The sequence below is a fragment of the Psychromonas sp. genome (assembly GCF_983033635.1).
In genome coordinates, this window is record NZ_CEZLMY010000218.1 from 553 (window position 1) to 4,889 (window position 4,337).

A 4,337-nucleotide genomic window follows, 5' to 3' on the forward strand; every position below is an offset into this window, starting at 1 on the left:
TCTGAAGGTAACGCTTTGCCGCCATAAACTCGCTGTAGGCCGCGTAGCATTCGTAGTTTTTCTGCTGGCTGATATCAAATACAGAATGAGGGTTGCCCATTTGTCGGCTAATCTCCGGATAATACCGTTCAGTGAACTTTAGCAGTCTATTTAAGCTAAACAGATAAAAGAGTACAGCAAGTGCCTGGCATAAGATGATAACAATAGTGAAGTAGAGCCAGTAGATCATATCTATCCTCCAAGGAAAAATTGCTCATCTGCGAGCATAAAAAAAGTATTCTCTGATTGTAGGCAATAGTGTACTGATAAAATTTATTGGATTGCTATTCGCTATGTCGAAAAAGCAAGAAATAACACGTTTTTAAGCCTAATTAGATAATCTTTTATAATAAAATATATTAAAGTAATTCTTTGCTTTTGTTCTATTTTATTAATATTTAAACTTAAAGTTGCCGTTGATATTTCACTAGTCAATATCAACAGCAACTTTGCCGAGTAACTATCCTGCGTTTATTGCTATATTGTTATTTTTCAATATTCTTTAACAAATAAACATGAGCCTGCTCTGGCTTCCAATTATCAGTGAGATAGCCATTTTCAAGCGCTATCTGATGCTCACGCGCATGGCCAAATCGCACTAATGATTTAGGCCATTCGTTATTAGTAAAGGGTTTGATCTGTACTTTACTATTCACAAACTGCCCCGTTTCATTAACAGCAATAATAATGACATTGTCACCCAACTCACGCTGCCAAAAACGAATTCCGTCAACAAGCCAGCTAACTGAATTTTGTCTAGGAGCTGAAATTAATGGGCCTAATGCTGTCAGATCATGCATTAACTCTCGCATATAACTTGCAGGTTTTGGCATGTGAAATAGGGTATACCAGCCGTAGACGGGATCAAGGTCATCTGGTTCACGATAAGGCCAATAGAAGATGCCATTCGACCCTTGCACGATAGCTTCAAATGCCTGCCCTCGGATCTGTTCTCTTTTTTGCGGCAGCGTTGACGGGATAGGAAATGGCGGCTTGTCTAAATTCGCTAAAATCACTTTGTTTCTGGCATCTAGCCACTCCTGAAGCAGCTTTTTCTGCTCCGGTGATTTAGCTTTATTTACAATCTTTAACACATTATGGCGTGGTGAAATACTGATACTGTCTTGTGGTTTGAATCCTTCATGAACATTTAAAATTGCTACCCAGGGAGTATCTGTCTGAGCCATTACCCGTTTATATAGCGCCAATGCCTTTGCCATTTCGGAGGCTTTACCATGATAGAACTGGCGCATATCAACTTCGCCGGCATCAATATAATAACGTTGATACCAGTGCGATGAGATGATCGGGTGGAATGGATCTAACTGACGAGCAAGCTCAACAAAAAAATTATAATACTCAGCAGGGATATCATTAGGGCTAGGTTCATCCCAAAAATACCAGGCGAATAATGCGGGCTCTGCCATTTGAGTGGCAATCCGCTTTGCAAACGCAACTAGATCACCATTCTCAAGAGACGTTTGATTGATATGGGAGAAAACCATTAAACCGTTGTTATCTGCTTGCTGCAAATAATCTGTTATTTCTGTTTCAGGTAAAGAGCGTAATTTATAGTCATGAACAATATTAAACCCAAAATCAGCCACTTTAGCAAACGAGCTGGGATTTACGTAATAAACTGCCTGTGGGAAAAATGCCTGTCCATCAACAGTGCTCTCATCCATTGAATAAGTTACTTTGATCACTTTGGGATGATAACTCAGCAGATGAGTATGTGGCTGTTTATCGCCTTTGAGTTGAATTTCTATCTGGTTTAAACCCACCAGCCAGGATGATGATGGCGTATAGCTGAATAACTGCTTCTGTAAACTTGCATTGTTAACAACCTTGCCGTTAATGAGCACTTGCTGCAGCTGTTTTCCTGTAAAGTCAGCCTTACTTATATGTACTGGTGCATACGCATCCGCGCTATAATCAGCCGTGATCAGCTGTTTAAACTGTGAAAATTGCTTCTGTCGCTGCTGATACTTCTCGGTTTTAGCTGTCAGCTTAAATTTACCGCCATAAATAACTACAAAATAATCAAATACCTGATCATCTTTAAGTTGCAGTTCAATTAAGTTCATCCCCATAGACCAGCTATCTCGGGGGGAGAAATAGATCTTTTCAGCATCTACACGCCACAGTTTGTTTGTCAAAATAGCATCTGCATAATTGACTTGAGCGATATCATTAACTGACACATTCTTTGGTAAGGTAAATACCACTGTGTTTTGATTTGCTGCAGGGGTGATATAAGCAATATCATTCCATGCTTCGATCGGCGTATCGAAATTGACAATCAGCTGATCATCCTGACGGTTGTTTGCGTTAACACCTATAGATATTAAGCAAGCTATAGTCAGGCTAAACAACTTAAACTTTTTCAAGCACATAAAAAACAGTTCCCCTTTAATTTTTAAAAATCGAATTGCAATCACTAAAATATAATCAACTGCAGATTGAGCTCAATGTAACATTTAGAGTAACGAAACAGGTAGCGAAAGCGCTCGAAAGCATGCGCAATGCGATCGGTATCGCAAACAAAGCATGTGAAAGCGTGATGAAGAATAAGTTGCTAACAGTGTTTAGCTCTTATTTGTAAGTCGCCACCACAGATCTTTACCTGTTGTTAAGGCATTCTCATAATCGATTTCAGGGCTAAAATAAGTGGGTCTCTTAGTTCTGCAAAGCTCGACTTCTGCTACAGTTAAAGGTGAAATAGTAGATTTAGTGAGTCAATATGAAGAAAAGATTTGCACAAGCTGATTACTTTATTGAGGATCACGAATATCCTCAAAAAGAGTTAATTAATAAGAATATTTCTCTATTAAACTGGAATATTCAAAAAAAGAATTGTGATCCTGTCTGGGGGGCTGAATTTAAACATATTATTGAAAAATATACACCAGAGCTTATTCTTTTACAGGAGTGTCAGTTTCAGAAAGGATTAGAAAATATTCTTCATATTGAACACTATGGTTTTATTTTTGCTCCTAATTTCTTAGATACTTTTAAAGACAGACACTCAGGAGTATTGACTGCAAGCTCTGCAAATCATCAGTGTGTAAGCGTAATAAGGTCCCACGCTTTTGAACCCTTAATAAAGGTTCCTAAAATATTTTTATCGACAAGCTATGCTATAGATAATGAAAATAAAGAGCTGTTAGTTTTAAATATTCACGCTATAAACTTTGTCGGTTTCTGGAAATTTATATCCCAGATTCAGCAGCTGGAATTTTCGATTCGCAGCCATAATGGTCCGGTTATCTTATCCGGTGACTTTAATACCTGGAACAGAAAAAGAACTAATATTTTAGATAAGATTTTAACAGGCTGCGGTCTTGAAAAGGTTCAATTTCACGCGGATCATGAAAAGAATATTAAAAAGTTTCTATTTAACCATTCTCTGGATCATATTTATTACCGAGGTCTTGAAATTGATATGCCAGCTGAAGCGATAAAAACAAAAAGCAGTGATCATAATCCTCTACTGGTTAAGTTTAAATTAAGCCTTTAATGGTTAAAATGCTGACTATTTTTTCTTGTGATATTATTCACCATCGGCAATGTGCAGCGTAAAATTTCACGGCACAGACCACCAACAGTATCTATCCGGACTTCTTGTAGGTTCCAATAAGCTCGGTTTGTTCGATAATATGGCCTTTAAGTGCAGTTTCAATTTCAGCCTTGGTTGGCTTGTTCTTTATCGTGATAACCGTGTCCAGGGCATAGAGTTTGTGAAAATATCTATGTCGGCCGATCGGGGGACATGGTCCGCCATACGCAGCCTTTTTCCAATCATTTAAACCTTGTTTTGTCCCGGCGGGAAGATCTTTTGCAGTCGCACCTTCAGTCAGACCAGCAGCTTGCGGCGGTATGTTATAAAGAACCCAATGAACCCATGTCATCTTAGGCGCATTCGGATCAGGCGCGTCTGGATCATCAATAATCAGAACAAGAGTGCGCGTATTTTCCGGGACGCTAAGCCATTCTAATGGCGGTGCAATATCTTCAGCTTCACAGGTGTATTTTGCAGGGATTTCGCCGCCATTGCTGAAGGCCGCGGATCTAAGTGTAAGTGCCATATTATCCTCCTCAGCTAGTCGGTCCTTGTGTGGCCCGTTGAAAGTATTAGCACAGCTGCAATTACAGCCGCGCGCTTTTTCAACGGTCTATTTGATTGCATTTATAGCGGCACGACATTATGTGCGCACGGCCCCTTTTTACCTTCGCCTATATCAAATTCTACGGCTTGCCCATCATTGAGCGATGCATGACCGGCAGTGACCTTAATT

General features: G+C 39.4%; 5 protein-coding genes. 1 reads left to right on the forward strand and 4 read right to left on the reverse strand.

The features are described from left to right. Together AC4GME_RS17180 and AC4GME_RS17185 are read right to left on the reverse strand one after the other, a co-directional pair. The coding region (locus AC4GME_RS17180; protein WP_490379873.1) for a hypothetical protein at positions 1-229 on the reverse strand (229 nt) is incomplete at its 3' end. 295 nt (positions 230-524) lie between these two features. Next, positions 525-2,435, reverse strand: coding sequence for a hypothetical protein (locus tag AC4GME_RS17185; RefSeq protein ID WP_490379874.1), 1,911 nt, complete (start codon positions 2,433-2,435; stop codon positions 525-527). 347 nt (positions 2,436-2,782) lie between these two features. On the opposite strand from AC4GME_RS17185, the gene AC4GME_RS17190 reads away from it, so the two are divergent. After that, entirely contained in the window at positions 2,783-3,559 is a 777-nt protein-coding gene (locus tag AC4GME_RS17190) for an endonuclease/exonuclease/phosphatase family protein (protein WP_490379875.1), read from the forward strand. Between the two features lie 91 nt (positions 3,560-3,650). Here the strand turns inward: AC4GME_RS17190 and AC4GME_RS17195 are convergent, their stop codons facing one another. Together AC4GME_RS17195 and AC4GME_RS17200 are read right to left on the reverse strand one after the other, a co-directional pair. Continuing rightward, a complete protein-coding gene (locus AC4GME_RS17195) occupies positions 3,651-4,127 on the reverse strand; it encodes a YbhB/YbcL family Raf kinase inhibitor-like protein (RefSeq protein ID WP_490378383.1) in 477 nt (158 codons plus the stop codon). Between the two features lie 101 nt (positions 4,128-4,228). Next, complete coding sequence (locus tag AC4GME_RS17200; protein ID WP_490379876.1) at positions 4,229-4,336, reverse strand: cold-shock protein; 108 nt, start codon at positions 4,334-4,336, stop codon at positions 4,229-4,231. Between the last annotated feature and the right edge of the window lies 1 nt (position 4,337).